The organism is Streptomyces inhibens, from assembly GCF_022221585.1.
GTDB lineage: Bacteria > Actinomycetota > Actinomycetes > Streptomycetales > Streptomycetaceae > Streptomyces > Streptomyces inhibens.
This window is the reverse complement of sequence record NZ_CP084681.1, coordinates 4,432,873-4,457,044: the sequence shown is the minus strand read 5'-3', so window position 1 is coordinate 4,457,044 and position 24,172 is coordinate 4,432,873. Positions and strand designations below refer to the sequence as shown.

The 24,172-nt window shown below is 70.6% G+C and carries 23 protein-coding genes and 1 pseudogene; 18 read left to right on the top strand and 6 right to left on the bottom strand.

Annotated features, from left to right (window positions below; translation table 11 throughout):
- Positions 1-179 precede the first annotated feature (179 nt).
- The 11 genes from KI385_RS20245 (at position 180) to KI385_RS20195 (ending at position 11,588) form a co-directional block, all read left to right on the top strand.
- On the top strand, positions 180-503 hold the full coding sequence (locus KI385_RS20245; RefSeq protein WP_238573596.1) for a hypothetical protein: 324 nt from the start codon (positions 180-182) through the stop codon (positions 501-503).
- Positions 500-1,636 (top strand): WXG100 family type VII secretion target, encoded by a 1,137-nt coding sequence (locus KI385_RS20240; protein WP_238573594.1) that lies wholly within the window; start codon positions 500-502, stop codon positions 1,634-1,636. Before KI385_RS20245 ends, KI385_RS20240 begins: the two co-directional genes overlap by 4 nt.
- Positions 1,633-2,970 carry a hypothetical protein gene (locus KI385_RS20235; RefSeq protein WP_238573593.1) on the top strand — a complete coding sequence of 446 codons (1,338 nt, stop codon included), beginning with the start codon at positions 1,633-1,635 and terminating at the stop codon, positions 2,968-2,970. Before KI385_RS20240 ends, KI385_RS20235 begins: the two co-directional genes overlap by 4 nt.
- Before the next feature lie 252 nt (positions 2,971-3,222).
- Positions 3,223-5,070 carry a glutamine--fructose-6-phosphate transaminase (isomerizing) gene (gene glmS, locus KI385_RS20230; RefSeq protein WP_238573592.1) on the top strand — a complete coding sequence of 616 codons (1,848 nt, stop codon included), beginning with the start codon at positions 3,223-3,225 and terminating at the stop codon, positions 5,068-5,070.
- Positions 5,067-5,435 carry a holo-ACP synthase gene (locus tag KI385_RS20225; protein WP_238573590.1) on the top strand — a complete coding sequence of 123 codons (369 nt, stop codon included), beginning with the start codon at positions 5,067-5,069 and terminating at the stop codon, positions 5,433-5,435. Before glmS ends, KI385_RS20225 begins: the two co-directional genes overlap by 4 nt.
- A gap of 10 nt (positions 5,436-5,445) precedes the next feature.
- Entirely contained in the window at positions 5,446-6,870 is a 1,425-nt protein-coding gene (locus tag KI385_RS20220; protein WP_238573589.1) for an NAD(P)H-hydrate dehydratase, read from the top strand.
- Positions 6,871-6,979: 109 nt separating this feature from the next.
- Positions 6,980-7,861, top strand: coding sequence for a L,D-transpeptidase family protein (locus KI385_RS20215; protein ID WP_238573587.1), 882 nt, complete (start codon positions 6,980-6,982; stop codon positions 7,859-7,861).
- Between the two features lie 68 nt (positions 7,862-7,929).
- Positions 7,930-9,126 (top strand): alanine racemase, encoded by a 1,197-nt coding sequence (alr, locus tag KI385_RS20210; protein WP_238573585.1) that lies wholly within the window; start codon positions 7,930-7,932, stop codon positions 9,124-9,126.
- Positions 9,123-10,478: an alpha/beta fold hydrolase gene (locus KI385_RS20205; protein WP_238573584.1), complete on the top strand. Its 1,356-nt coding sequence runs from the start codon at positions 9,123-9,125 to the stop codon at positions 10,476-10,478. The genes alr and KI385_RS20205 overlap by 4 nt, the downstream gene beginning before the upstream one ends.
- A 97-nt stretch (positions 10,479-10,575) precedes the next feature.
- Positions 10,576-11,190 carry a tRNA (adenosine(37)-N6)-threonylcarbamoyltransferase complex ATPase subunit type 1 TsaE gene (tsaE, locus tag KI385_RS20200; RefSeq protein ID WP_238573582.1) on the top strand — a complete coding sequence of 205 codons (615 nt, stop codon included), beginning with the start codon at positions 10,576-10,578 and terminating at the stop codon, positions 11,188-11,190.
- A gap of 179 nt (positions 11,191-11,369) precedes the next feature.
- Complete coding sequence (locus KI385_RS20195; RefSeq protein WP_238573580.1) at positions 11,370-11,588, top strand: hypothetical protein; 219 nt, start codon at positions 11,370-11,372, stop codon at positions 11,586-11,588.
- 38 nt (positions 11,589-11,626) lie between these two features.
- Here KI385_RS20195 and KI385_RS20190 read toward each other — a convergent pair whose 3' ends face one another.
- Positions 11,627-12,196 (bottom strand): L,D-transpeptidase, encoded by a 570-nt coding sequence (locus KI385_RS20190; RefSeq protein WP_238573577.1) that lies wholly within the window; start codon positions 12,194-12,196, stop codon positions 11,627-11,629.
- 86 nt (positions 12,197-12,282) lie between these two features.
- On the opposite strand from KI385_RS20190, the gene tsaB reads away from it, so the two are divergent.
- The 4 genes from tsaB to KI385_RS20170 all read left to right on the top strand — a co-directional run bounded on the left by tsaB (position 12,283) and on the right by KI385_RS20170 (position 15,187).
- Positions 12,283-12,942 carry a tRNA (adenosine(37)-N6)-threonylcarbamoyltransferase complex dimerization subunit type 1 TsaB gene (tsaB, locus tag KI385_RS20185; RefSeq protein ID WP_238573574.1) on the top strand — a complete coding sequence of 220 codons (660 nt, stop codon included), beginning with the start codon at positions 12,283-12,285 and terminating at the stop codon, positions 12,940-12,942.
- Positions 12,939-13,562 (top strand): ribosomal protein S18-alanine N-acetyltransferase, encoded by a 624-nt coding sequence (gene rimI, locus KI385_RS20180; protein ID WP_425356935.1) that lies wholly within the window; start codon positions 12,939-12,941, stop codon positions 13,560-13,562. The genes tsaB and rimI overlap by 4 nt, the downstream gene beginning before the upstream one ends.
- Before the next feature lie 5 nt (positions 13,563-13,567).
- Positions 13,568-14,713, top strand: coding sequence for a tRNA (adenosine(37)-N6)-threonylcarbamoyltransferase complex transferase subunit TsaD (tsaD, locus tag KI385_RS20175; protein WP_238573573.1), 1,146 nt, complete (start codon positions 13,568-13,570; stop codon positions 14,711-14,713).
- 108 nt (positions 14,714-14,821) lie between these two features.
- A complete protein-coding gene (locus KI385_RS20170) occupies positions 14,822-15,187 on the top strand; it encodes a hypothetical protein (protein WP_238573571.1) in 366 nt (121 codons plus the stop codon).
- A gap of 6 nt (positions 15,188-15,193) precedes the next feature.
- Here KI385_RS20170 and KI385_RS20165 read toward each other — a convergent pair whose 3' ends face one another.
- Both KI385_RS20165 and KI385_RS20160 read right to left on the bottom strand, forming a co-directional pair.
- Positions 15,194-16,414, bottom strand: coding sequence for a THUMP-like domain-containing protein (locus tag KI385_RS20165; protein ID WP_238573569.1), 1,221 nt, complete (start codon positions 16,412-16,414; stop codon positions 15,194-15,196).
- Positions 16,415-16,528: 114 nt separating this feature from the next.
- On the bottom strand, positions 16,529-17,938 hold the full coding sequence (locus tag KI385_RS20160) for an FtsW/RodA/SpoVE family cell cycle protein (protein WP_238577765.1): 1,410 nt from the start codon (positions 17,936-17,938) through the stop codon (positions 16,529-16,531).
- Between the two features lie 522 nt (positions 17,939-18,460).
- Here KI385_RS20160 and groES point away from each other — a divergent pair.
- Both groES and groL read left to right on the top strand, forming a co-directional pair.
- On the top strand, positions 18,461-18,769 hold the full coding sequence (gene groES, locus KI385_RS20155; protein ID WP_128507137.1) for a co-chaperone GroES: 309 nt from the start codon (positions 18,461-18,463) through the stop codon (positions 18,767-18,769).
- Positions 18,770-18,903: 134 nt separating this feature from the next.
- On the top strand, positions 18,904-20,532 hold the full coding sequence (gene groL, locus KI385_RS20150) for a chaperonin GroEL (protein WP_238573567.1): 1,629 nt from the start codon (positions 18,904-18,906) through the stop codon (positions 20,530-20,532).
- A gap of 108 nt (positions 20,533-20,640) precedes the next feature.
- Here the strand turns inward: groL and KI385_RS20145 are convergent, their stop codons facing one another.
- The 3 genes from KI385_RS20145 to KI385_RS20135 all read right to left on the bottom strand — a co-directional run bounded on the left by KI385_RS20145 (position 20,641) and on the right by KI385_RS20135 (position 22,922).
- Positions 20,641-21,333, bottom strand: coding sequence for an ester cyclase (locus KI385_RS20145; protein ID WP_238573566.1), 693 nt, complete (start codon positions 21,331-21,333; stop codon positions 20,641-20,643).
- Positions 21,334-21,421: 88 nt separating this feature from the next.
- Positions 21,422-22,480, bottom strand: a complete 1,059-nt coding sequence (locus KI385_RS20140; protein ID WP_238573565.1) for a hydroxyacid dehydrogenase — start codon at positions 22,478-22,480, stop codon at positions 21,422-21,424.
- Positions 22,464-22,922 carry a hypothetical protein gene (locus KI385_RS20135; RefSeq protein WP_342593463.1) on the bottom strand — a complete coding sequence of 153 codons (459 nt, stop codon included), beginning with the start codon at positions 22,920-22,922 and terminating at the stop codon, positions 22,464-22,466. Before KI385_RS20135 ends, KI385_RS20140 begins: the two co-directional genes overlap by 17 nt.
- Positions 22,923-23,322: 400 nt before the next feature.
- Between KI385_RS20135 and KI385_RS20130 the strand changes: the two are divergent.
- Positions 23,323-24,171 (top strand): annotated as a pseudogene (locus KI385_RS20130) (helix-turn-helix domain-containing protein); the annotation flags it as partial.
- Position 24,172: the final 1 nt, after the last annotated feature.

The window sequence follows — 24,172 nt, the reverse complement described above, 5'->3', positions numbered from 1 at the left end:
CCGGGATTTGGGCATGACTAGATCCCGATATGTGCAGCGCAACGCCGTGCGGGGAGGGTGGCTGATTCGATGAATCGGCCACCTGGCCTTAACTAGCCTGGCCGGGTCAGATGCTCGGGCGCTGCAGCCCAGCTGCGCTGTGTGTTGGTCTGAGCGATGCAGAGGACGCGGGGGCTTCGGTGGCAAAAGAATTCCATATTGAACCTGCTGAGCTTGGCAAGTTAGGCAAAGATTTTGCCAGCTATGCATATGACATCGAGAGCGCTCTGAAAGGGTTCAAGGGGAAGACGGACTCCGAGGCGATCCACGATGGATTCGGCCTCCTGACCGAGTCCGAAGAGGTCACTTCCTCGTACATTGAACTGTCCGAGAACATGTCGGAATCGCTGGGGAAGCTCCATAAGCACCTCGAGGCAATCGGTGAACTCCTGCGGGAGAATGTAAAAAACAGCGAGGAGTCGGACGAGCACATCGCTGCCGCATTCAAGCGGGGGAACAAGTGAGCAACGAAGGGGTCGGCGAGGAGATCGTCGAAGCCGGGCTGGAGCTCATCAATCCTGGCGGGCGGCCTGACGTCCTGCGGGCGGCAGCCACTTCCTGGCGCAACATGGGATCGGAGCTGGAATCTGCTTTCGACGCCCTCGACAAGAAGGTTCAGGCGACGCTCGGTGAGCATTGGAAGGGCGATTCGGCCGACGCCTTCGAGCATCACTGGAACGCGCTGAAGCAGGGCATCCAGAAGACGGAGCCCACCTTTACCCAAGCGGCGAAGGGGCTCGATGACGCCGCCGACTCCATCGAAGAGGTCAACGACGAGATCCATGCGATCTACGTCGAGATCGGTGTCTCGATCGGCGTCGGGGTCGCCCTGTCCTTTGTGACGTTGGGCTTTGGAGGAGCAGCCGCGGCCGCCAACGCGACCCGGCTTGCCGCGCAGGCTGCCCGGGTCTCTGCTCGCCTGGCCTCGATTCTTACGCGCATCGCTTCGGGGTTTCGGCATATCGCCCAGCTCGCGAAGGCGAACAAGTTTCTCACGAATGTGGCCATCAACTGGGTGGGAAACACCGCGGGTTCTGTTGCGGGCAAGGCATGGTCGGGTGACGGGGTGAGTGGCGCAGACCTCTGGGAGGCGACCTGGCAGGGTGGGGTGGGTGCGGTTGCGGGGACTGGGCCGGGGCTCAAGATGGCGAAGTACGTAGGGGGAAAGTTCGGGGATGATGCGTCGGTGCTGCTTCGTGAAGCGGCGAGCGGAGCGGCAGGCGGTGCTACCGGCAACGTCGTCGGAGGCTGGGCCACTGAGGGTGCCAAGGTAGCGACCGGCGAAGAGTTCAACCGGGAAGACGCCGCGTGGGGCACCGCCGCTAACGCCGTCGGTGGTGCCGTGGGCGGCGCGGCCGTCGCAGGGGTCGGTCGCCTCAATCAGCCGACTGAAGGGCTCCAGGTGCCGGAAGGTTTCACACCGGCGCCTGAGCGGAGTGGCCCCGCCATGTCGATCGATGCCCCGATGGGTGGGATCAGCGCCGGCCTGGCAGGAGCGGGCCAGGAATTGGCCCAGGGTGATGATGAGGGAGGAGACAGGAAGCCCGAGGCCAAGTCGGAGCCTCAGGGTCGAAGCGTGAAGGACACTTTCGGATGACTCGGACCCGTGTGATCAATGCCTGCCTTATGGCGGCCGGTGTGGGAATGCTGGCCGCCGCGGTGCGGGTGTTGCTGCGACCTTCCGCGGCGCTGCCTCGGTGGGATCTGCTCGCCTGTCTCGCGTTGGTGGTGGTCGGCCTGGCGGGTGCGCTCGTGTGCCTGCGGCGGGGGCCCTTCCCGCAAGGGGGGCGGGCTGAGACGCGTAGCCACTGGTGGCCCGATCGGAACGGTGGATGGATTGCCGCCGGCATGTGTGCTGGGATCGTGCCCGTGGGACTGTTCTTCTACGCAGCCCTTTCGTTCTCCCCAGAAGCCGCTCGGATCACCGAGGCTAAGGGCCGCATCCAAGCGATTTCCGTCCAGAAAGTGCTCTCCTCCGAGTATGTCCGGAAAAAGCACTCCGGCCACTACAAGGTGGTCGCCCGACTCTCTGTACCGTTCGATGCCGGAACCAGGTCCGAGAAGGCCGAATTCACCTCGGAACACTGGTTGGAGAGCGGCGACAAGGTCTGGGCCCTCTATGCGCCGTCATCTGCCGAGCTTGGCTTTATCGTGGATGCCGACCGGGAAGCCCTGGAAGAGAAGCTGGGCGGTACCGGGCATCCGCTCATGTTGATGGGTGTGGGTGTGCTCACGGTCTGCTGTTCACTCTTTGGTTTCCTCGGAGAGTTCTTCAGCAGGACCTCCCGCAGCCTTAGGCGTCCGCTCAAGAAGGGCCTTTGTCGATCGCTCCCCGTCACGGTGAAGAGCGTCGGTGTGGTGGTGGACGAAATCACCGACACCAAGGGGGTCACGACCAAACAGCCGAAACCCCGGCTGGAACTCGAAGGGCGCGAGGGGGAGCGCCTGGAAGTTCTGCTCGACCCGGTGGTCGATCCCTCGCACCTGTCCCGGGAGACCAAGGGTCTTCAGGCGAAGCTCTACTGGGTTAGATTCGCCGCCGGCCGACCCGGGCCAAAGAGGGTGAGCGCGGTGCTGGTGCTGGAGGGGCAGCGGTGTGTGCGAGGTGCCCTCAGGGTTGCCGACGCATCGGACTGTCCAGAGGGCACCCTCGTGCCTGCCGCCGAATCTCTCCCCGAGGCAGCCGGCCTGCGGGCGATACGTACGCAGCCGGCCTGGGATCCGAAACTGCACGCCGAGGGGCTGTGGTGGCTTGTGGCGGGGGTGGTCGCCCTCGGCGCCGTCGTCTTCGGTGTCGGACGCTGGGGGGCGGGCATCCTGTGTCTCGCCGCGTACGGATGCCTGTTCATCGCGCGCATGGTGATGAAGGACAGCCGTACGCGGTACCTGAAGGGCTTCCTTCCGGACCCCGAGCCGGAAACCGGCCAGTGACCGGACCTTCCCGCTGAGGCTCACGGCGAGTGTCTGCCTCAGCGGGAACTCGGCCCGCTCAGGGCTGTGTTACGTGCCGCACCGGAAGGTGCGCCCACGCCGTTGCGGCGGCGTAAGGCCATGCGCTGAGTCGTAAGCGCAGCCTGACGTTCCCTTGATGCATCGATGCCGTGAAGGGTGGTCGGTTCGGCGGCTGAGCTGCCCGTGCGTGGTCGCATGCTGCGGTGCGGGGCCCACGCGTAGGCTGCCTCCATGTGCGGAATCGTGGGTTACGTGGGCGGGCAGAGCGCCCTTGACGTCGTCCTGGCCGGGTTGAAGCGGCTGGAGTACCGCGGCTATGACTCGGCGGGTGTCGCCGTGCTGGCCGATGGCGGTCTGGCAGCGGCCAAGAAGGCCGGCAAACTCGCCAACCTGGAGAAGGAGCTGGCGGACCGTCCGCTGCCGACCGGGTCGACCGGGATCGGGCACACCCGGTGGGCCACCCACGGCGGTCCCACCGACGAGAACGCCCATCCGCATCTGGACAACGCCGGCCGGGTCTGTGTCGTCCATAACGGCATCATCGAGAACTTCGCCGCGCTGCGGGCCGAACTCACCGACCGTGGGCACGAGTTGGCGTCCGAGACGGATACCGAGGTCGTGGCGCACCTGCTGGCCGAGGCGTACTCGTCGTGCGGCGAGCTGGCGGAGGCGATGCGGCAGGTGTGCCGGCGGCTGGAGGGCGCGTTCACGCTGGTCGCGGTGCATGCCGATGAGCCGGACGTGGTCGTCGGGGCGCGCCGGAACTCGCCGCTGGTGGTGGGTGTCGGGGACGGCGAGGCGTTCCTCGCCTCGGACGTGGCGGCGTTCATCGCGCACACCCGTGAGGCGATCGAGCTGGGCCAGGACCAGGTCGTGGAGCTGCGCCGGGACGGGGTGACGGTCACCGACTTCGACGGCGCGCCCGCGCAGGTACGGGAGTACCACGTCGACTGGGACGCGTCGGCCGCCGAGAAGGGCGGTTACGACTACTTCATGCTGAAGGAGATCGCGGAGCAGCCGAAGGCCGTCGCGGACACGCTGCTGGGGCGGATCGACGCGTCGGGCGTGCTGTCGCTGGACGAGGTGCGGATCCCGCCGGAGGTGCTGCGCGAGGTCGACAAGGTCGTCATCGTGGCGTGCGGGACGGCCTATCACGCGGGGATGATCGCCAAGTACGCGATCGAGCACTGGACCCGGATTCCGTGCGAGACGGAGCTGGCGAGTGAATTCCGTTATCGCGATCCGATTCTGGACCGGCGGACGCTGGTGATCGCCATCAGCCAGTCCGGCGAGACCATGGACACCTTGATGGCGCTGCGGCACGCCCGTGAGCAGGGCGCGAAGGTGCTCGCCATCTGCAACACGAACGGCTCGACGATTCCGCGCGAGTCGGATGCGGTGCTGTACACGCACGCCGGGCCCGAGGTCGCGGTGGCGTCCACGAAGGCGTTCTTGACCCAGCTGGTGGCCTGCTATCTGGTGGCGCTCTACGTCGCGCAGGTACGGGGCACGAAGTGGGGCGACGAGATCCGGGACGTGGTGCGCGAGCTGGCGGCCATCGGCACCCAGGTCGAGCAGGTGCTCGGCACGATGGAGCCGGTACGGGAGCTGGCGCGCAGCCTCGCCGACAAGAACACCGTGCTGTTCCTGGGCCGGCATGTGGGCTATCCGGTGGCCCTGGAGGGCGCGCTGAAGCTCAAGGAGCTCGCGTACATGCACGCGGAGGGCTTCGCGGCCGGTGAGCTCAAGCACGGGCCGATCGCGCTGATCGAGGACGATCTGCCGGTCGTCGTCGTGGTGCCGTCGCCGCGTGGGCGGTCCGTGCTGCACGACAAGATCGTGTCCAACATCCAGGAGATCCGGGCCCGGGGGGCGCGCACGATCGTGATCGCGGAGGAGGGCGACGAGGCGGTGGTGCCCTACGCCGATCACCTCGTACGGATCCCGCGGACGCCGGTGCTGCTGCAGCCGCTCGTCTCCACGGTTCCGCTCCAGGTCTTCGCCTGCGAGCTGGCCACCGCCCGCGGCAACGAGGTGGACCAGCCGCGCAACCTCGCCAAGTCGGTGACGGTGGAGTGATCATCGGGGTCGGGATCGACGTCGCGGAGATCGACCGCTTCGGTGCGGCGCTGGAGCGGACGCCGGAGCTGGCGCACCGGCTCTTCATCCAGGAGGAGCTGATGCTGCCGAGCGGTGAGCGGCGCGGGATCGCCTCCTTGGCGGCGCGGTTCGCCGCCAAAGAGGCGGTGGCCAAGGCGCTGGGCGCGCCGGGCGGGCTGCACTGGACCGACGCCGAGGTGTATGTGGAGGACAGCGGGCGGCCGCGGCTGCGGGTGCGGGGCACCGTCGCGGCCTGCGCCGCGGCGCTGGGGGTGCGGTCGTGGCATGTCTCCCTGAGCCATGACGCGGGGGTTGCTTCCGCCGTGGTGATCGCCGAGGGGTGAGACTGGAGGCATGAGGACTGCCTACAGCGTGGAGACCGTACGGGCCGCCGAGCGGGAGCTCATGGCCCGGTTGCCCGAAGGGGCTCTGATGCAGCGCGCGGCGGCCGGACTGGCCGTTGCCTGCGGGGAGTTGCTGGGGCGGGTGTACGGCACCCGGGTGGTGCTGCTGGTGGGCAGCGGCGACAACGGCGGGGACGCGTTGTACGCGGGGGCCCGGCTGGCGCGCCGGGGGGCCGGGGTGGCCGCGGTGCTGCTGTCGCCCGAACGGGCGCACCAGGGGGGTCTTGCCGCGTTGCGGGCGGCCGGCGGGCGGGTCTCCGGCGACGCGCTGCGCGACATCGCGTGCGCCGATCTCGTCGTGGACGGGATCGTGGGCATCGGCGGGCGCGGCGGGCTGCGGCCCGAGGCCGCGCAACTCGCCCGCGCGGCACGGGAGTCGGCGCTGGTGCTGGCGGTCGATCTGCCCAGTGGCGTGGACGCGGACAGCGGTGAGGTGCGGGGGGACGCCGTACGGGCCGATGCGACGGTGACCTTCGGCGCCTACAAGCCGGGGCTGCTGGTCGATCCGGCGCGGGAACGGGCGGGGGCGCTGCGGCTGGTGGACATCGGGCTCACGTTGCCCGAGGACGCCGATGTGGAGGCGTTGCAGCATGCGGATGTGGCGGATCTGCTGCCGCGTCCGACGGCCGAGAGCGACAAATACCGGCGGGGCGTGGTGGGGGTGGTCGCCGGGTCCGCACGGTATCCGGGGGCCGCGGTGCTGGCCGTGGCGGGTGCGTTGCGGGGCGGCGCGGGGGCCGTGCGGTATGTCGGGCCGGCCGTGGACAAGGTGTTGGCGCACTTCCCGGAGACGCTGGTGCACCCCGGGCCGCCGGACAAGGCCGGCCGGGTGCAGTCATGGGTGATCGGGCCCGGGATCGGGGACGAGTCGGATGCGCTGGCGGAGGTGCTGGCGGCGGATGTGCCGGTGCTGGTGGACGCGGACGGGCTGCGGTTCCTGACGCCGCGGCAGGTCCGGGAGCGTACGGCCGAGACGCTGCTGACGCCGCATGCGGGGGAGGCGGCGGCGCTGCTGGGGCGCGGCCGCGACGAGGTCGAGGCGGCGCGGATGGAGTCCGTACGGGAGCTGGCGGCGCAGTACGCCGCCACGGTGCTGCTCAAGGGCTCGACGACGCTGGTCGCGGGGGCGGACGGCCCGGTGCGGGTGAACCCCACGGGGACCAGCTGGCTGGCGACGGCCGGGAGCGGGGATGTGCTGTCGGGGGTGACGGGCTCGTTGCTCGCCGCGGGGCTCACGGCCCGTGACGCGGGTTCCGTGGGCGCGTATCTGCACGGTCTCGCGGCGCGCCGGGCGGCGGGCCCCGGGGGCGCGCCGATCCTCGCGTCGGAGGTCGCGGACCATCTGGGCGCGGCCTGGCGGAATGTGACGGACTGACAGAGCGCGCGGGGCGGCGTTACGCCCGGTGGGGGAATGGGGCGGGCACCAGGGCGAACCTGGTCCCCGGCGGGCGGTGAAGCCGCCTGGTCACGGCATGCGTGAGGGCATGAAACGCACCTTTTCCGCCCTGTTGGTCTGCGCCTCGCTGCTCGTTGTCGCCGGGCCGCCCGCGGTGGCCGTCGCGCCGTCGCCCGCCGCGTACGCGGTGTCCGACCTGGTCCCCGGTATCCCGGGTGGTCCGCGGCGGGCCGAGGAGGGCGACACGCCCGACCGGGCCCTGATGCCGCGGATTCCCCAAGGGCGTACGGCCGAGGACCCGATGCCGAGGCGGCCGCGGGAGCGGCAGTGGCACATCGAGTACGTACCGCGGTCCGAGGTGGTACGCCGGGGCACCCGGGCGTCGAGCTGCAGCAGATCCACCGGGCCCTACCAGCGCCAGGCGGAGCGCTATCTGCGGCGGGATGTGGACGGGCGGCAGAGCACGGGGGACTGCCGGGCGATCCGGCGGTTCCAGCAGATGCACCGCATCGCGCCGGCGACCGGCTTCGCGGGGCCGGTCACCGGCGCCGTGGTGCGGCTGATGCGGGCGAAGAAGGACCCGAACCGGGCCGGTCACTGCCCGGAACGTCCGGAGCGCACCGCGTGTGTCGATCTGGACCGGCAGCTGATGTGGGTGCAGCAGGGCGAGCAGGTGATTTTCCCCCCGGTGGCGATCCGTTCGGGGCGGCCGACCATGGAGACCCGTACCGGTACGTACCGGATCTACCTGCGGCACAGGAGCCACACCTCGAACCTCTACCACACGCCGATGCCGTTCGCGCAGTTCTTCGACCGCGGAGAGGCGCTGCACGGTGTCTACGAAGACATCTACGACGGACCTGGTTCGCACGGCTGCGTCAATCTCACATGGACGGACGCGCGGAAGCTGTGGGATGTGCTGAAGAAGAGCGACATTGTCCACGTCTGGGGGCGGAAACCCGGCGTGTGAGCGAGGTTTCCTCGCCGGTCCCGCCGGTCCCCCCGGGCGCCACGGCGTCGCCTGCGACACTGAGGGGGATGAACGAGACAGCGAAGCGCGCCCGTGCCGCCATCGACCTCGCCGCCGTGCGGTCGAACGTCCGTGCACTGCGGGCCCGCGCACCCCGGGCAGAGCTGATGGCCGTCGTCAAGTCCGACGGCTACGGACACGGTGCGGTGCCCTGCGCCCGTGCCGCCCGTGAGGCCGGCGCGGGCTGGCTGGGCACCGCGCTGCCCGAGGAGGCGTTCGCGCTGCGCGCGGCCGGCGACACCGGGCGGCTGATGTGCTGGCTGTGGACCCCGGGCGGCCCCTGGCGCACGGCCGTCGAGCAGGACATCGACGTGTCGGTGAGCGGGCTGTGGGCGCTGCGCGAGGTGGCCGAAGCGGCGCGGGCGTGCGGCCGGGCCGCCCGCGTCCAGCTCAAGGTCGACACCGGCCTCGGCCGCAACGGCTGCCAGCCCGCCGACTGGTCGCCCCTGACCTCGGCGGCCCGCGCCGCCGAGGCCGAGGGCGTACTGACCGTCACCGGCGTCTGGTCGCACTTCGCCTGCGCCGACGAGCCCGGACACCCCTCGATCGCCGCCCAGCTGACCGCCTTCGAGGAGGCGCTGAAGACCGCCGACGCGGCCGGGCTGCGCCCCGAGGTGCGGCATATCGCCAACACCCCGGCGCTGCTCACCCTCCCCGAGGCGCACTTCGACCTGGTCCGCGCCGGCATCGGCATCTACGGGATCTCGCCCAGCCCCGAGCTCGGCACCCCCCAGGACTTCGGGCTGCGGCCCGCGATGACCCTGGAGGCGTCGCTCGCCTCGGTCAAGCGCGTTCCGGGCGGCCACGGCGTGTCGTACGGGCATCACTACACGACGCCCGGTGAGACCACCCTCGCGCTGATCCCGCTGGGGTACGCCGACGGCATCCCGCGGCACGCCTCCGGCACCGGCCCGGTGCTGGTCGCCGGCAAGTGGCGGACGGTCGCCGGCCGGATCGCGATGGACCAGTTCGTGGTCGACCTGGGCGGCGACGGCGCCGAGCCGGGCGATCCGGCGGTGCTGTTCGGCCCCGGGGACCGCGGTGAGCCGACCGCGGAGGACTGGGCCCGGGCGGCCGGAACCATCGGGTACGAAATCGTCACACGCATCGGAACCCGGGTACCACGCGTCTACGTGGACAACGGCATACGAGGCGAAGCCGAAGCAGCCGAAGGAGACTCAGCGCTCACGGGGGGTACGGCATGACCGACGGCAAGGAGGCCGCCGCGCAGGCGGTCGAGGCGGCGGCCGAAGTGGCGGCCGAGGCGGCCAACAACTGGGCCAGGGCGGGCCGGCACGCGGGCATCGCCGGCGCCGCGATCGGCGTGGTCGCGGCCGGCGCCGCGGCCGGTGTGGCGATAGAGCGGCTGACGGTCGGCCGCGGGATGCGCCGCCGGGCCCGGCTCGCGCTGGACGCCTCGGGCCCGTACGGGACGCTGCGCGGCACACCGGGCGCGGCGATCGCCGAGGACGGCACCGAGCTGTACTACGAGGTCGACGAGCCGGGCGAGGAGCCGGGCCGGCCGGAGAGCGAGGCGGGCAAGACCGCCAGGGACGGCAGGCCCAAGAACGGCAAGAACGGCAAGGACAGGACCGTCAAGCCCGCCCGCGGAAAGGAGGCCCGGGCCGCCCAGGAGGCCCAGGGCGGCCTGCGCAAGCGGCTGACGGCGGCGCTGGGGCGGCGCTCCGCGGCCCCCACGGTCGTCTTCAGCCATGGTTACTGCCTCAGCCAGGACTCCTGGCACTTCCAGCGCGCGGCGCTGCGCGGCACGGTGCGCACCGTCCACTGGGACCAGCGCAGCCACGGCCGCTCGGCGCGCGGCCACGGCCAGATCGACGGCACGGAAGAGGTCACCATCGACCTGCTGGGCCGGGACCTGAAGGCGGTGCTGGACGCCGCGGTGCCCGAGGGGCCGATCGTGCTGGTCGGGCACTCCATGGGCGGGATGACGGTGATGGCGCTGGCCGACCAGTTCCCCGAGTACGTCGCGCAGCGGGTGGTCGGCGTGGCCCTGATCGGCACGTCCGCGGGCCGGCTCAGCGAGGTCGGCTTCGGGCTGCCGTCCATGGGCGTCAAGGCCTTCCACTGGCTCGCGCCGGGTGTGCTCAAGGCGCTGGGCTGGCAGCACGAGATCGTCGAGCGCGGGCGGCGAGCCACCGCCGATCTGTTCGCGGGGCTGATCAAGCGCTATTCGTTCGGCTCGCCGGAGCAGGTGGACCCGGCCATCGCGCGGTTCGGTGAGCGGCTGATCGAGGCGACCCCGATCGATGTGGTCGCCGAGTTCTTCCCGGCGTTCGCGGTGCACGACAAGACCGAGGCGCTGGTGGCGTACGACGCGGTGCCCGCGCTGGTGCTCGCCGGGGAGAGCGACCTGATCACCCCCGCCGACCACAGCCGGTCGATCGTCGAGGTGCTGCCCGAAGCGGAGCTGGTGTGCGTCTCCGGCGCCGGGCATCTGGTGATGCTGGAGCGGCCCGAGCTGGTCAATGAGCATCTGGTGTCGCTGGTGGAGCGGGCGAGCGTGGCGGCCCGCAACACCCGGCACGCCCGCGCCTGAGGCGCAGGGCCCGGCGGGCATGATCCACCGCCCGGCGGGCCCGGCCGCTCTGTGACGTCATGCGGCCGGGCGGCGGGCAGGCCGTACCATTTGCGGCATGAGCACCACCGACGCGATCGCCCACATCACCGTCAAGTCCTCCGACCAGATGCAGGAGTTGGGCCGCAGGCTGGCCCCGCTGCTGCGCCCCGGCGACCTGGTGCTGCTCACCGGTGAGCTGGGCGCCGGCAAGACGACGCTGACCCGCGGCCTGGGCGAGGGCCTGGGCGTGCGCGGCGCCGTCACCTCTCCCACCTTCGTCATCGCCCGGGTGCACCCTTCGCTGGTCGGCGGCCCCGCGCTGGTGCATGTGGACGCCTACCGGCTCGGCGGCGGCCTGGACGAGATGGAGGACCTGGACCTCGATGTCTCGCTGCCGGAGTCGGTGGTGGTCGTGGAGTGGGGCGAGGGCAAGGTCGAGGAGCTGTCCGAGGACCGGCTGCATGTGGTGATCGGGCGGGCGGTAGGAGGGGGCGGCGCGATGGGGGTCCCCCCGGACGGAGTCCGGGGGAGCCTCGTGCAGGGGTGGCGGTCGGGCGACGGGCGGGCGGACGCGCCGGGCGGTCCGGACGGGCATCCGGAGGACGACGTGGACGACGTGCGCGAGGTGACGGTCACCGGCCATGGCGCGCGCTGGGCGGACGCCGGGCTGCCGGAGCTGGAGAACTGCTGACGTCCGGGACCTGCCGGGCCCCGCATCCGGTCACTCGTCCCGTAGTTTCCGACAAGCCGTCGGTAAGATGTTGCGCTGCTGGTACCGGGCGTGGTGACATGGGTGGAGACCCCAGTTAGGTCAGCCTAAGTAGCGAGCCTAGCTTCTGTCGCTTGCCCCAGGAGCCCCGGGAGGCGTCCATGTCCGCCCACCAGCACGATGCGCGCGAGACGCCGACGATGACTGAGCTGCTGGCGGCGTGTGCCGCGGCCAACGCCGTCTCCACGCCCCCTGGTGCCGACGAGGAATCCCGTAAGACTGCGGAATCCCGTAAGGAGGGGCCCGCGGGGTCTGCCGACGAGCCGGCCGTGGAGGACGGGAACAAGCCCGTGTCCACCCAGGGGCGCGACGCCGCGTAGCCCGTACGGGTCAAGGAACCGCCCGGAAGACCGTGCGGTCAGGCGATCACGACGACCTTGGTGCCGTGCAGCGCGAAGTCCCACAGCGCCTTGCCGTCGTCCCGCGACTCCCGGATTCCGCCGGTCTTCTTCGACGAGTCCGGGTCGGGCGTGGAGCCGTCGACGGCCGCGCTGAAGCCGATCGTGACGCTGTCCACATTGGCGAACCGCACGACATGCTCGATCGCGATACCGTCCGAGCCCGTGACGCTCACCGACCGCGAGCTGACCGCGTACGTCCCCAGCGGCGGGCTCACCGTGCTCGGCGCGACCGTGAACGTCCGCAGCGCCTTGCCCTTCGGGCCGACCAGCCAGACCCGCTTGTCGCCGAGCGAGTAGACGACCCGCTGGCCCTTGCCGGACGCCGCCGGGACCGGGGCCGGTGCGGGCGCCCTGTCCTTCGTGCCGCGCCGGTCCGAGTGGTCCTTGGGCGCGCTGCGGTGGCTGTCCTTGCGGGCCTGGGTGAGGGTGTCCGGGGCGGACGCCGCGGCTTGATAGCCGAGCACACCGACCACGACCACGGCAGCCGCGGTCAGCGCGGTGACGATCGTGCTGCTCTTAGCGGGCACCGCTGTGCCACCTTTCCGTACGTCTACTACGGGGGTGACGGTAGCACCGGAACGGGGACCGCCGGCCGAGCCGTAGTCTTGAGGGCGTGCTGCTGCTAGCTCTTGACACCGCCACGCCCGCCGTCACCGTCGCGCTCCACGACGGCGCGCGCGTCCTCGCCGAGTCCCGCCAGGTGGACGCGCGCCGGCACGGCGAACTGCTGCTGCCCGCCGTCGACCGGGTGCTGGCCGAGGCCGGGCTGAAACTCGACGCGGTCAGCGACATCGTGGTCGGCGTGGGCCCGGGACCGTACACCGGGCTGCGGGTCGGCCTGGTGACCGCCGCGACCTTCGGGGCGGTGCTGGACGTCCCCGTGCACGGCCTGTGCTCGCTGGACGGCCTCGCCTACGCCTCCGGGCTGACCGAGCCCTTCGTCGTGGCCACCGACGCCCGCCGCAAGGAGGTCTACTGGGCGCGCTACGCCGATGCCCGTACGCGGCTGACCGAGCCCTCCGTCGACCGCCCCGCCGACATCGCCGACCAGGTGGCCGGCGTCCCGGCCGTGGGGGCCGGCGCGCTGCTCTACGACACGGTCTTCACCGGCGTACGGCGCGAGGCGCCCGAGCACCAGTCCGCCGGCGCCCTCGCCGCGCTGGCCGCCGAGAAGCTGGCCGCGGGCGAGGAGCTGCCGGCCCCGCAGCCCCTGTACCTGCGCCGCCCGGACGCCCAGGTCCCCGCCAACTACAAGGTGGTCACTCCCAAGTGAGTGCCGGACCGTCGCCCGACCACCGCCCCGCGGCGGCACCTCCCCCGGAATCCGTCCCGGGGGACCCCCAGCGCGGCGGCACCCCGCAGCTCGCCGCGGTGCTGCGCGAGATGCGCTGGTGGGACATAGCGCCGGTGCTCGAACTCGAACGGGAACTGTTCCCCGAGGACGCCTGGTCGCCCGGCATGTTCTGGTCCGAGCTGGCCCATGCGCGCGGCCCGCACGCCACCCGCCGCTATCTCGTCGCCGAATTGGAGGTGCCGCCGCGCAGCGGCGCCGATGACGGGCGGGCGGGCCGGCTGGTCGGCTACGGCGGGCTGGCTGCCGTCGACGGCACCGGCGACATCCAGACCATCGCCACCGCCCGCGACCAGTGGGGCACCGGCCTCGGCGCCCGGCTGCTGACCGAACTCCTCGGCGCCGCAACGGACTTCGAGTGCCACGAGGTGCTGCTGGAGGTGCGGGTCGACAATCTTCGCGCCCAACGCCTCTACGAGCGCTTCGGCTTCGAGCCGATCGGCTTCCGCCGCGGCTACTACCAGCCCGGCAACCACGACGCCCTCGTGATGCGGCGCACCACCCAGACCTCCTCCGAAGCACCCTCCGTACAAGGAACTTGACACTCATGGCTGACTCACGCGGCGGACCGCTCGTCCTCGGCATCGAGACCTCCTGCGACGAGACCGGTGTCGGCATCGTCCGCGGCCACACCCTCCTCGCCGACGCGGTCGCCTCCAGCGTCGACGAGCACGCGCGCTTCGGCGGCGTGGTGCCGGAGGTGGCCTCGCGGGCCCACCTGGAGGCGATGGTCCCCACCATCCAGCGGGCGCTGAAGGACGCCGGCATCGCGGCGAGCGACCTGGACGGCATCGCGGTCACCGCGGGACCGGGCCTGGCCGGCGCGCTGCTGGTCGGCGTCTCGGCCGCCAAGGCGTACGCCTACGCCCTCGGCAAGCCGCTGTACGGCGTCAACCACCTCGCCTCGCACATCTGCGTCGACCAGCTCGAACACGGCGCGCTGCCCGAGCCGACGATGGCCCTGCTGGTGTCCGGCGGCCACTCCTCGCTGCTGCTCGCGCCCGACATCACCGCCGACGTACGCCCCCTGGGCTCGACGATCGACGATGCGGCGGGCGAGGCGTTCGACAAGATCGCCCGGGTGCTGAACCTCGGCTTCCCCGGCGGCCCGGTCATCGACCGCTACGCACGCGAGGGCAACCCGGACGCGATCCGCTTCCCGCGCGGTCTGACCGGCCCCCGCGACCCGGTCTACGACTTCTCCTTCTCGGGTCTGAAGACGGCGGTGGCCCGCTGGATCGAGGCGAAGCGGGCGGCCGGCGAGGAGGTGCCGGTGGCGGATGTCTCGGCGTCCTTCCAGGAGGCCGTGGTGGATGTGCTGACCCGTAAGGCCGTCCGGGCCTGCAAGGACAACGGCGTGGACCACCTGATGATCGGCGGCGGGGTCGCGGCCAACTCCCGGCTGCGGGCGATGGCCGAGCGCCGCTGCGAGGACGCCGGTATCACCCTGCGGGTGCCGCGGCCCAAGCTGTGCACCGACAACGGCGCGATGGTCGCGGCGCTGGGCGCGGAGATGGTGGCGCGCGGACGCGCGGCCTCCGCCTGGGACCTGTCCGCGGACTCCTCGCTCCCGGTCACCGAACCGCATGTGCCCGCGGAGGACCCCGCGGACGATCCCGCTCACCACGGTCACGGCCATGACCACGGCCATGACCACGTCCACGAGATGAGCAAGCAGAACCTCTACCAGTGACCAGCTTCTGAGGATCGGTGACAACCGCGCCGCCCTCCGGCCCCCGCGGCCGCCCCGAGGTCTTACCCTGGAGCGGCACCGGGGGCGCACGTGGGGAGGCGGCAGGCTGTGGACTGGTTCTGGTGGGTCTTCATCTTCTTCATGGCGGGTGGCTTCGCGAAGGTGGCCGACACCGCCCGTACGGCGCTGCGCACCCGCCATGAGCGCAAGATGGAGCGCCTGGAGTCCGCCCGGATGGAGCGGCAGGCGCTGGAGGCGGCCCAGAAGCCGCCGGAGCCGGTGTGCGGCTGCACCCATCACCTCGCCAAGCATGACAAAAAGGGCAAGTGTCATGAGCTGGTGGAGATCGCGGTCGCCTGGGACGCCGACCACAAGCCGGTGCAGTACGAAGCGGGCCAGTGCACCTGCCAGCAGTACATCGGCCCGCAGCCGCTCTCCCAGATCTACGCCGAGGACCTCACCGACCTGGCGTGAGCGCCCCTAAGAGGCCTCCGCCGCCGGGTGCCCCAGCAGCATCGTGGGGGCGCCGGCGACGCGCGTCAGGAAGATCGTGCAGGAGTTGCGGCCGCCGCCGAGCTTCAGCTTCTTGCGCAGCTCCTCCGGCTCGACCGCGGAGCCGCGCTTCTTGATCACCGCGATGCCGATCTCGCGCTCGCGCAGCAGCGCCTTCAGCTTCTTGACGTTGAACGGCAGCACATCGGTGATCGCGTAGGCGGTCGCATACACCGTCTCCGTCAGCCGGTCCGCGGTGATGTACGCGATCGTCGGATCGATCAGCCGCCCGTCGACCTGCCGGGCGACATCCGCGACGAGATGGGCACGGATCACCGCACCGTCCGGCTCGTACAGCCAGTCCCCGACGGGACCCGGCTCAGGGTCGGGCAGCCCGGCGCCCAGCAGCGAGTCCCCGGACGGAAGCAGGGTCGCGCGGCGCGCGCCGGAGGTCGGACCGGCCGCGCCGCCCCCCGCCGTCCCGAACCACAGCACGGCCTCCTTGACCTCGCCCCCGTCCGAGATCCACTCCGTCTCGGCGTCGTCGGGCAGTGCGTCGTGCGGCACCCCCGGCGCGATCTTCAGCGCCGCGAACGGGGCCGTACGGGCCGCCTCCACGGCCCATGACAGCGGCGGCGAATACGCCTCCGGATCGAAGATTCTCCCGCCCCGGACCTTGCTGCGCCGCGCCGGATCGACGAACACCGCGTCGTAGCCGGCGGTGTCCACCTCCGTCACATCCGCACAGCGCACCTCGATCAGCCCGGCGAGCCCCAGCGCCTCGGCGTTCGCCCGTGCCGCGGCGCAGGCCAGTGGGTCCCGGTCGACGGCCAGCACGCGGATCCCGGCCCGGGCCAGCGCGATCGCGTCGCCGCCGATCCCGCAGCAGAGGTCGGCCAGCGTACGGACGCCCAGCGCGGCGAGGCGGGTGGCGCGGTGGGCGGCGACCGTGGCGCGGGTGGACTGTTCGACGCCGTTGGGCGTGAAGTACATCAGCCGTGCGTCCGCCCCGAACTTCGCCGCCGCGCGCTGCCGCAGCCGGGCCTGGCCGAGCGCCGCGGAGACCAGCGGCGCGGGGTGGTCACGGCGCAGCCGGGTCGCGGCCGCCAGTTCGTCCGCCGGATCGTGGTCCCGCAGTTCGGCCAGCAGCGCCTGCCCCTCGGGGGCGAGCAGCGCGGAGAAGGTGTCGAGGTCGGTCACCTGCACCATTGTGGGCCAGGTGACGAGGCCCGGGAGTACGCCCGGGGGTACGGGGCGAGGGATCCCAGGGCATATCGATCCGCCGCTCCAGGGTCTGTCCGGCCCTGACCCGTCGGACAGACCCTAGCGTTCCCGGCGGCCGCGCCACCGTCGTGGTGGCCGGTCGGCTCCCGCGCCGACCGGCTCCCGTCGGCGCTGGGCGCTGTCGCTGATCCGCAGCAGCAGCGCCACCATCACCCAGTTCGCGACGAGCGACGAGCCGCCCTTGGCGAGGAACGGCAGGGCCTTGCCGGTCAGCGGGATCAGACCGGTGACACCGCCGGCGACGACGAAGACCTGGAGCAGCAGCGCCCCGGAGAGCCCGACCGCGAGCAGCTTGCCGAACGGGTCGCGGGCGGTCAGCCCCACCCGCAGCCCGCGCTGCGCCAGCAGCACGTACAGCATCACCATGGCCATCACCCCGGCCAGCCCCAGCTCCTCGCCGACCGTGGTGAGGATGAAGTCGCTGTTGCCGGCGAAGCCGATCAGCTCGGGGTGGCCCTGGCCCAGTCCGCTGCCCGCGATGCCGCCGCTGCCGAAACTGAACAGCGCCTGCGCGGCCTGCTCGGAGATCAGCCCCGGCGGTCGCTGGTCCTTGGGCAGGAAGATGTCCATCGGGTGCAGCCAGGCCATGATCCGGCCCTTGACGTGCGGCTCTATGGAGCCGACGACGGTGGCGCCGACCGTGGCCATGGCCAGCCCGCACAGCACCCAACTGGTGCGCTCGGTGGCCATGTAGAGCATGATCACGAAGACCCCGAAGAAGATCAGCGAGGTGCCCAGGTCCCGTTCGAAGACCAGCACCAGCAGGCTGATCACCCAGATCGTGAAGATCGGCCCGAGCTGCCGTCCCGGGGGCAGTTGGACGCCCATGACACGGCGTCCGGACAGCGCCAGCGCATCGCGGTTGACGGTCAGATAGCCGGCGAAGAACACCGAGATCATGATCTTTACGAACTCGCCGGGCTGCAGCGACAGCGGCCCGAGCAGAATCCAGCGCTTGGCGCCGTACATGTCGGCGCCGAAGAAGGCCGGCGCCATCAGCAGTACGAGCGCGACCACCATCGTCAGATAGATGTAGCGCTGCAGAATGCGGTGATCGCGCAGCACCAGCAGGATGGCGATGCAGACCGCCACCCCGATCACCGTCCACACCAGCTGGCCGCTCGCCGCCTCGGCGATCTTCAGCCGGGGGGTTTGCGCGTAGGTGACGTCGAGGCGGTGCAGCAGCACCAGGCCGATTCCGGTCAGCAGCGTCGCCACCGGCAGGATCAACGGGTCGGCGCGCGGCGCGAAGCGGCGCAGGACCAGATGAGGGACCAGCGCCACGAAGAACATGCTGACGGCGAAGCCGGCCAGCCCGCCGGGCAGCCGGCCGGTCATCGACAGGCCGGTGTACGCATAGCCGAAGACCGCGATCAGGACGACGAACGCGAGCAGCCAGGCCTCGGTCTTCCGGCGGTTCGGTGCCTGTGCCAGCGCGGCGAACGTCATGGTGCGCTCGGCATCGCTCTCCGGCTCCCCGGCCCCCCGGGGAACGCTGGTCAGTCCACGCACGGGATTCCTCCGCCATCGATCGTCTTGGCCGCGAGCCGGCCGGGCTGAGCCCGGTTGGACGGCTCGGCAGTCGGGGAGGTAGACGAGGCAGCCGGTGAGCTGGTTGCGAGGGAAGGGGAAGGTGTGTCCGATTTGGCACGGAACCGCCCCGGCGGCCGCCCGGCAACCCGCCCCGATCCCGCCACAGATGGCCGCTGACGGCCGAAAACGGCGGACGGTGGGCGCCCGCGGACGGCGGCACCGTACGGCGGGTCAACCGGCGTCACGGGACGCACCCCCCGCCGCGCTGGCACTCCGCTTGACCGAGTGCTAACCGCGTCATAGTCTCGGCGTTGGCACTCTCCAGTGGGGAGTGCCAGACACAGCGACGGGCAGGTCCGGCACCCGCGACGACGGATCCACCTGGTCGCCACCTCAGACAGTTAACCCCGTGAGATCTCCGAAGGGGGAGGTCGGATCGTGACGACCACCAGCTCCAAGGTTGCCATCAAGCCGCTTGAGGACCGCATTGTGGTCCAGCCGCTCGACGCCGAGCAGACCACGGCCTCGGGCCTGGTCATTCCGGACACCGCCAAGGAGAAGCCCCAGGAGGGCGTCGTCCTGGCCGTGGGCCCGGGCCGGATCGAGGACGGCAAGCGCGTCGAGCTCGACGTGAAGGTCGGCGACGTCGTGCTCTACAGCAAGTACGGCGGCACCGAGGTGAAGTACAACAACGAGGAGTACCTCGTCCTCTCGGCTCGCGACGTTCTCGCGATCGTCGAGAAGTAAGTCACCAGTTTTGCCGTGATCTGCGCCCCTGGTTCCCGCGTCTAAACAACCCGGGGCAGGGGCGCAGTTCGTTTGAGCGACAGCGGTCCCCACGTCGTGGCCGAGGATCGCATTGAGAGGACTTGAAGCAACCCATGGCGAAGATCCTGAAGTTCGACGAGGACGCCCGTCGCGCCCTTGAGCGCGGCGTCAACAAGCTTGCCGACACGGTCAAGGTGACGATCGGCCCCAAGGGCCGCAACGTCGTCATCGACAAGAAGTTCGGCGCCCCGACCATCACCAACGACGGTGTCACCATCGCCCGTGAGGTCGAGGTCGAGGACCCGTACGAGAACCTGGGCGCCCAGCTCGTGAAGGAGGTGGCGACCAAGACCAACGACATCGCGGGTGACGGCACCACCACCGCCACCGTGCTGGCCCAGGCGCTGGTCCGCGAGGGCCTGCGCAACGTCGCCGCGGGCGCCTCCCCGGCCGCGCTGAAGAAGGGCATCGACGCCGCCGTCAAGGCCGTGTCCGAGGAGCTCCTCGCGACCGCCCGCCCGATCGAGGACAAGTCCGACATCGCCGCCGTGGCCGGCCTGTCCGCGCAGGACACGCAGGTCGGCGAGCTCATCGCCGAGGCGATGGACAAGGTCGGCAAGGACGGTGTGATCACCGTCGAGGAGTCCAACACCTTCGGGCTGGAGCTGGACTTCACCGAGGGCATGGCCTTCGACAAGGGCTACCTCTCGCCGTACATGGTCACCGACCAGGAGCGTATGGAGGCCGTCCTCGACGACCCGTACATCCTGATCCACCAGGGCAAGATCGCCTCGATCCAGGACCTGCTGCCGCTGCTGGAGAAGATCATCCAGGCCGGCGCCTCCAAGCCGCTGCTGATCATCGCCGAGGACGTCGAGGGCGAGGCCCTGTCGACCCTGGTCGTGAACAAGATCCGTGGCACCTTCAACGCCGTGGCCGTCAAGGCTCCCGGCTTCGGTGACCGCCGCAAGGCGATGCTCGGCGACATGGCCACCCTCACCGGTGCCACCGTCATCGCCGAGGAGGTCGGCCTCAAGCTCGACCAGGCCGGTCTGGACGTGCTCGGCACCGCCCGCCGTGTGACCGTCACCAAGGACGACACCACCATCGTCGACGGTGGCGGCAACTCCGAGGACGTCGTCGGCCGCGTCAACCAGATCAAGGCCGAGATCGAGTCCACCGACTCGGACTGGGACCGCGAGAAGCTCCAGGAGCGCCTCGCCAAGCTCGCCGGTGGCGTCTGCGTCATCCGCGTGGGTGCGGCCACCGAGGTCGAGCTCAAGGAGAAGAAGCACCGTCTGGAGGACGCCATCTCCGCGACCCGCGCCGCGGTCGAGGAGGGCATCGTCTCCGGTGGTGGCTCCGCGCTGGTCCACGCCGCCAAGGTGCTGGAGGGCTCCCTCGGCAAGGAGGGCGACGAGGCCACCGGTGTCGCCGTCGTCCGCCGCGCCGTCGTCGAGCCGCTGCGCTGGATCGCGGAGAACGCCGGCCTTGAGGGCTACGTCATCACCGCGAAGGTCGCCGAGCAGGAGAAGGGCAACGGCTTCAACGCCGCCACCGGCGAGTACGGCGACCTGGTCAAGGCCGGCGTCATCGACCCGGTCAAGGTCACCCGCTCCGCGCTGGAGAACGCCGCGTCGATCGCCTCGCTGCTCCTGACGACCGAGACCCTGGTCGTCGAGAAGCCCGCGGACGAGGAGGCCGAGGCCGGTCACGGTCACGGGCACGGTCACTCCCACTGAGGCATGACCGCCGGGTAGCCGCGTAACCGGCCAAAAGGCCCCTGTTCCCGCTCGTGAGCGACGGGAACAGGGGCCTTCCGCTTGCCGCCTGAGCTCTCGATGGCCCGGTCAGAGCGCGCCGAGCTGCCGCATCAGGCGTACGAGGTCGTAGTGCCACCAGCCTTCCTGGATCTTTCCGTCGCGGAACCGGAAGGTCGTCACCCCGGTCATGGTGCACACCTTGCCGGTCGGCTGGATATCCATGAACTCGCCCTTGTGCGTGCCGGTCCAGGTCCAGCGCGTCACGACGTCGTCGCCCTCGGCGATCTGGCTTTCGAGGTTGATGGTGAAGTCGAAGGCGGCCCGCCAGGAGGTGACGTCGCCGCGGAGGACGTCGGACCCGACCGTGGTCTCCTCCTCCTTGATGACGTCGTGGTCCCGGTAGTCGGCCGCGAACAGCTCGTCGATGGCGTCGAGGTTGCCCCCGACGGCGATCTCGTGGAAGAACCGGCGGGCGGTTGCGGTGTTCAACTGTTCGTCCCGGACCACGTCGAGGTCGGTGAACGACGGCATTCCGTCGCAGAGCTCCGTCATCTCCCGGAAGATCCGGTCGGTCTCCGGCAGCTGGGAGTTCTTCACCGCCTCTTCGTGCGAAGGAAATTCGACGATCTCGACGAAGTGGGACGCGTCGGTCCGGTCCTTGCCGATGAGGCTGTGGGTGGCGGTCCGCTTGCCCTTGGTCTGTTCGACCCACTTGTCCATGAGCTCGTTCATGCCCTCGGGCCGCTCGGTCTTGTAGTCGATTATTTGTACGAATTTCATGGCGCCTCCCTTATGGGCTGGGCGCGATGCGCAGAGCCAAGATGCCTTGATACGTCCATCTTAGTGAGGAATGCGGCTCTTGATGGGGTCAGGCGGAGCGGTTCCGGTCCGCCGGGTGCACCGGGTCCATGAAGGGCAGACCGGACGCGAACCGCGCCACCTCGTCGAGCGCCCGGTCGGCCATGCGGTGGAGTTCGCCGCCCAGGGAGCCAGCGATATGCGGGGTGAGCAGGACGTTCGGGAGGTCGTACAACGGGGAGTCGGGGGGCGGCGGTTCGGGATCGGTGACGTCCAGGACCGCGTGCAGACGGCCGGTCACCAGCTCGGCAAGCAGGGCCGTTTCGTCGATGAGCGAGCCGCGGGCGGTGTTGATGAGGGTCGCGCCGTCCGGCATCAGCGCGAGTTCGCGGGCGCCCAGCATGTGGTGGGTGGCGGGCAGCTGGGGAGCGTGCACGGTGACGATGTCGCTGTCGGCGCAGAGGGCGGCGAGGGAGACCGGCGTCGCGCCCAGCCGGCAGGCCTCGGCGGCGTCGACGTACGGGTCGTGCAGCAGGATGCGCAGGTCAAAGGGGTGCAGCAGCTCGATGACACGGCGGCCGATGCGGGAGGCGCCGATGATGCCGACGGTCCGGCCGTAGTTGCCGGCGCCGGACAGCTCGTGGTGCCAGTCGTGCGGGGTGCGCAGGGTGCGGTAGCGGCGGGCGCTGTGCAGGACCCGCTTGTTGGCGAAGAGGATCGCGGCGAGGGTGTATTCGGCGACGGGCAGCGCATTGACGGAAGCCGCCGAGGCGACGGCGATACCGCGCTTCCAACAGGCTTCGGTGATGTGGTGTTTGACCGATCCGGCGGCGTGGACGACGGCACGGAGCCGGGGGGCCGTGTCCAGCACCCGGTCGGTGAGCCGCGGGGCGCCCCAGCAGGTGAGGAGAACCTCGGCATCGGCGAGGGCGGCGGCCACCTCGGGCGCGGGGTCGGCCAACTCATGGGCGACCAGACGGGAGTTGGTGCGGGCGAGCTCCGCGAGGCGGATGTGGTGACGGGCGTCAAGCAGCCGCTCCGCGATGCCGGGGCCCATGGAGAGCAGCAGGGCGGGCCGCCGGGGCGGGGTTTTCGCAGGTCCGGGCGTGTTGTCAGGGGTGGGGTGCATGCTGGTACCGGTGCTCCTTCGCGGTGCTCGCGGTCGCCCGGCGGTCGTCGTCATGTGACGCTGCCGGCAGCTCGGGTTCTACAGTGCCCCGCCCATCGGGCGGGGAGTCCGTGCGCGCGGGGGAGTCGCCCGGGACGGACAGCCGCGCACCCCGGCTGTCCGCCACGCGCACCACAGCCACGAGGGCCTGCGTCGCCGCCCGCAGCGCGAGCCGTAGCGCGTACTCCCCGGCCTTGCGGTCGTCCAGTACGGCTTGTGCGCCCTCGGCCACGTCGGCGCCGTCGCGCAGCTGGTCCGCCTCGATCTCGTCAGCGATCCGGGACAGCGCGCTCCGGCTGCCGTCCGGAGACAGGAAACACGGCTTCCCGGTATCGCTCTCCCACGGCAGCAGCCGCAGGCCGGGCACGGGTGCGGAGGTGGCGTTCCGGTCGTAGGTCACCACGCGGCCGCCACCTCCACAGCGTGAATCCGCTGTAGCCGCTCACAACACTGCTGCCGCTCATACGCGACCAGGTACGGGCGTACGAGGGCGGAGTCCTCACCTTGCAGCAGCTCCGTGTGGCGTGCGGGGGCGCGGTGCCGCGCCGACCTCGGCACGTTCGCGCACCTCACGGGGCGCGGCGACGCATCGGTCGGCCGATGACGCCCCGTCGCGGGCAGTAACAGGCGTAGCAGCGACTCGAAGAGACGGATAGCGTGGTGCATGTTGTCAATCCCCACTCTGGGTTGATGGCCACGCCCCCGGACGTCCACCAACGTCGCGGGGGTCTTGGCATGCGGAAACAGGCCGAAATCGGCCGAACGGCCCCTTACTCTGGGTGCATTCATCGTTGCTCAGCGAGATGTCCGGTCACAACGCTGAGCGCGTGACATTTGCCAACTGTCACGAAGGGGATGCCGTGAACCGACGCAACGCCACGGGGGGAACGGCGGCCACCACGGCCGCCGTGTTCGGCGAGGTGCTGAAGCATCACCGGGAGGCAGCAGGCCTCACCCAGGAAGCCTTGGCGCACAAGGTCCCGTGCGACCGCTCGCACGTGGCACGCGTCGAGGCAGGCACCCGCGTACCGCAGGACACCTTTGCCAAGGCGTGTGACGAACTGCTCGATGCAGGTGGGATGTTGCTCCGCTTGTGGGCTCGCATCGACTGGTACCCCGAGGCCGAGCATCCAGACTGGTTCGAGCGGCGCGCGGAGTTGGACGCCGAAGCCGTCACCCTGCGCGAGTATCAGGCTCAGGTCATGCCGGGGCTGTTGCAGACGGAGGAGTACGCATGGGCGCTGTTCTCCTCGATCGCGAGCGACGACGAGGTGGAGAAGCTGGTCAGGGCGCGGCTAAGCCGTCAGCAGCGCTTTCTGGCCCCGGGCGGCCCGCTGTACGTCGCGGTGTTGGACGAGAGCTGTCTGCGTAACGCGGTGGGCAGTGCGGCCGTCATGCGTAGTCAGTGCGCACACCTGCTGGAGGTCGGGCAGCGGTCCAACATGCGCATTCAGGTCGCCCCGGCCGCTCTTTCCGGACTCATTCGCCCCAAGACCTCCATGTCGCTGATCACGCTGCCCGACGGAGACCAGTGGGTCTACTCGGAGTCGCTGGATCGCGGCCATCTCAACGACGATCCGACCGTCTACGCCCGTCATGGCCAGACCTATGATGTGCTCCGGGCCGACGCTCTGTCAGCCCGCGACTCGGCCG

Excerpts from the sequence above, each read along its gene's own strand:
- KI385_RS20235 (WP_238573593.1), top strand. The coding sequence starts at position 1,633 with ATGACTCGGACCCGTGTGATCAATGCCTGCCTTATGGCGGCCGGTGTG.
- glmS (WP_238573592.1), top strand. The coding sequence starts at position 3,223 with ATGTGCGGAATCGTGGGTTACGTGGGCGGGCAGAGCGCCCTTGACGTC.
- KI385_RS20220 (WP_238573589.1), top strand. The coding sequence starts at position 5,446 with ATGAGGACTGCCTACAGCGTGGAGACCGTACGGGCCGCCGAGCGGGAG.
- KI385_RS20215 (WP_238573587.1), top strand. The coding sequence starts at position 6,980 with ATGAAACGCACCTTTTCCGCCCTGTTGGTCTGCGCCTCGCTGCTCGTT.
- alr (WP_238573585.1), top strand. The coding sequence starts at position 7,930 with ATGAACGAGACAGCGAAGCGCGCCCGTGCCGCCATCGACCTCGCCGCC.
- KI385_RS20205 (WP_238573584.1), top strand. The coding sequence starts at position 9,123 with ATGACCGACGGCAAGGAGGCCGCCGCGCAGGCGGTCGAGGCGGCGGCC.
- tsaE (WP_238573582.1), top strand. The coding sequence starts at position 10,576 with ATGAGCACCACCGACGCGATCGCCCACATCACCGTCAAGTCCTCCGAC.
- KI385_RS20195 (WP_238573580.1), top strand. The coding sequence starts at position 11,370 with ATGTCCGCCCACCAGCACGATGCGCGCGAGACGCCGACGATGACTGAG.
- tsaD (WP_238573573.1), top strand. The coding sequence starts at position 13,568 with ATGGCTGACTCACGCGGCGGACCGCTCGTCCTCGGCATCGAGACCTCC.
- KI385_RS20165 (WP_238573569.1), bottom strand. The coding sequence starts at position 16,414 with ATGGTGCAGGTGACCGACCTCGACACCTTCTCCGCGCTGCTCGCCCCC.
- KI385_RS20160 (WP_238577765.1), bottom strand. The coding sequence starts at position 17,938 with ATGACGTTCGCCGCGCTGGCACAGGCACCGAACCGCCGGAAGACCGAG.
- groL (WP_238573567.1), top strand. The coding sequence starts at position 18,904 with ATGGCGAAGATCCTGAAGTTCGACGAGGACGCCCGTCGCGCCCTTGAG.
- KI385_RS20145 (WP_238573566.1), bottom strand. The coding sequence starts at position 21,333 with ATGAAATTCGTACAAATAATCGACTACAAGACCGAGCGGCCCGAGGGC.
- KI385_RS20140 (WP_238573565.1), bottom strand. The coding sequence starts at position 22,480 with ATGCACCCCACCCCTGACAACACGCCCGGACCTGCGAAAACCCCGCCC.